The organism is Deltaproteobacteria bacterium (genome assembly GCA_005879795.1).
GTDB lineage: Bacteria > Desulfobacterota > Binatia > DP-6 > DP-6 > DP-6.
In genome coordinates this window covers 1-2,342 of record VBKJ01000255.1, presented here as the reverse complement: position 1 = coordinate 2,342, position 2,342 = coordinate 1, and the positions used below count along the sequence as shown (strand labels likewise).

Genomic DNA, 2,342 nt, shown 5'->3' with positions numbered 1-2,342 from the left:
CATCAAGAGGAGGTGGGCAGCGTACCAGCGCGCCTCCGTCGTGGCCCGTTCCCAGAGTCGGCGCTGCTCGGCGCGCTCGTGCGGATTCGAGAGCTCGTGGCCTCGAAAACACGCGTTGACGACCCGCGCCATGAGAACCGGGTCCTCGTCGGCGGTGCGGAGGTGGAAGAGAAAGGAGCGCGTGAGCGAGAGCAACTTTCGCCGGACGCGGGGGCGCTCGACTTCTGCCCGCGCCAGGGCGGCGTGCACGCGGACAAGCGCCTCAGCAAACCGGGGCACCCGGCGAAGGAGCTGGTCAGCGTCGACGATCAGCACCCGCTCCGCGAGGCCGAGGGCGTTCCGGAACTGGCGGACGTTTTCCCGGTAGAAGAGCGAGGGCGTCGGATCGCCCGGGTTCAGGTAACGGGCGTAGACGATGCCATCGGTGAGGCAGATGAACCGGACACATCGCAACCCGAGGGCGCTCAGGAATTCGAGAAAGCGTCGAAGCTGGAGCAGCATGAGCACCTCCCCGAAGTCCGCCGCCTCTGTGGCGACGTTGGTCCGGAGGCCGCTACTGTTCTTGAACGGGAACGTGAGCAGGAGGAAGGAGACGACGTACTCCGGGTCGGCGAGGGCTCGATAGAACTCGAGGGCCATCACGGCAAGAAGCTCCGGTGTCAGGTGCTCGGACGGGCCCCGGCGGAACGGGATCTTGTCGAGCCCGGCGACGGCGTCGAAGGCGTGCGCGAGGCGTACGACGTCGACCGGCTTCCCTGCGCGCTCGAGGCGCCGCGCAGCGAGCGCAAACGCGGAGGCGTAGCGGGCGCGGCGGGCGTGGGCGCGGACGAGCTCTTCGAGCCGACGGCGAGCCCGATCCCCGAGCGCGGCTGACGACTCGAGCTCAAGGCGCTCGGCAACCTCATACGCCAAGCGCCGCGCGAATGCTCGGTCGAGGACACGCCCGCGGTCATCCGTGGCCACGAGGGTCTGGGCGCGCAACTCGCGTTGCGCCGGGTCGTGTGCGAGTCGCCTGGCGTCCGCGTCGACGGCGTCGATAAGGGGCTGGAAGGTGAGACCGGGCACGCGCAAATGCGCTACCGGCTGCGGCGGTGGGCAGATGAGCTCCTCTGTATCGCCGCGCGCACCGAGCTCGCTGAGCACGCGTTCGGGGCTCGACTGGAGGATCGCCGCCTCCACCTGGGCTTCGATCCAGCCTGTCGTGACTTTCGCGAGGGCCGTGTCCACGTCGAGATTGGTCCGCTCGTGTAGTGGCAGACTCTCCAGGTCCTCCGTGGCTCGCTCGGCCTCCTCCCGCAAAGGATCGCCGGGCCCAAGGCACTCATACGCGCGTCCCGGGAACGCGTCGGGGGCCGACGGCGAAGCGATGAGTGGTGCGAGTGCGTCGCGAGCGCGGTCGGCGAGCGTGACGACGAGGCTGTGAGTGGCAGTGGCCATACGAACCTCCTGTTGGGGCGGGTCTCTCGAGGGGGGGCCAGTGATCCTCTCGATCCGCGCGGCAGCGGGCACGGAGGCGGGTCGCGGGTCGCTGCGCCGCGGAGTGTCAGTGGCAAGGGGCCTGTTTGCTATTGTGCTAGTATTGTCCCGGGTTAGATCAGGGTGCAGCCTAGCACAGTAATGGACGCGAGGACGGTCGGCTGATGACCCGGCGCAGGTACGCGGCGCCGCTCGCGATGGATCTCTTCCGGCCGCTCCAGCGCGAGGGCTCGGCGCTGCTCAGCGATCAGCTCGCCCAGCGGATCCGCGACCTCGTCGCGGCTGGCCGCCTCAAAGCGGGCGATTATCTGCCTCCACTCCGCTTCCTGGCGCGGAGGCTTCACTTGAGCATCGGGACGGTGTCCAAGGCCTACACATCCCTCGGACGGGAAGGTCTGGTGGCCGGGGACTCAACGCGGGGCCTGCGGGTGAGGAGTGGGACGCCGATCCCGTCACGCGCGGGCCAGCGCCCGTGGGCCAGCCTTGTCATGCGTCCCACGGTGCCGGCCGATCCGCTCGGCGTCGAACTGCCTCAGCCCACCGGTCCGAGCCCCGTCCGTCTCCATGCGTCGGAGCCCGGTACCGACCTCCTTCCGACGGCTCTCGTAGCCCGGGCCTTCGGCGCCGCGCTCGCGGAGGGCGCGAATCTCCGCTACGCCCCGATCGGCGGCCTGCCGGAGGTGCGCGCGGCTGTGGACGGCTATCTCCGTCGTCGGGGGATCGCGCTCGCCGGCGCTGAGGTCCTGCTGACCGCCGGCACGACGCAAAGCCTCGCGATTATCACTCACGCGCTTCTCCCGCCGGGTGGCGTGGTGCTCACCGAGCACCCGACGTGGTACATGGCGCTCGCAGTCTTCGCGGCCGCG

Annotated in this window: 2 protein-coding genes; one reads left to right on the top strand and one right to left on the bottom strand. The window is 69.7% G+C overall.

Annotation, left to right across the window (positions count from 1 at the left end):
- Positions 1–1,437, bottom strand: a 1,437-nt coding sequence (locus E6J59_19760) for a hypothetical protein (GenBank protein TMB15762.1), incomplete at its 3' end; no start/stop codon positions are given.
- 203 nt (positions 1,438–1,640) lie between these two features.
- Between E6J59_19760 and E6J59_19755 the strand changes: the two genes are divergently transcribed.
- Positions 1,641–2,342 (top strand): aminotransferase class I/II-fold pyridoxal phosphate-dependent enzyme (locus E6J59_19755; protein TMB15761.1); only part of this gene is annotated, 702 nt, incomplete at its 3' end.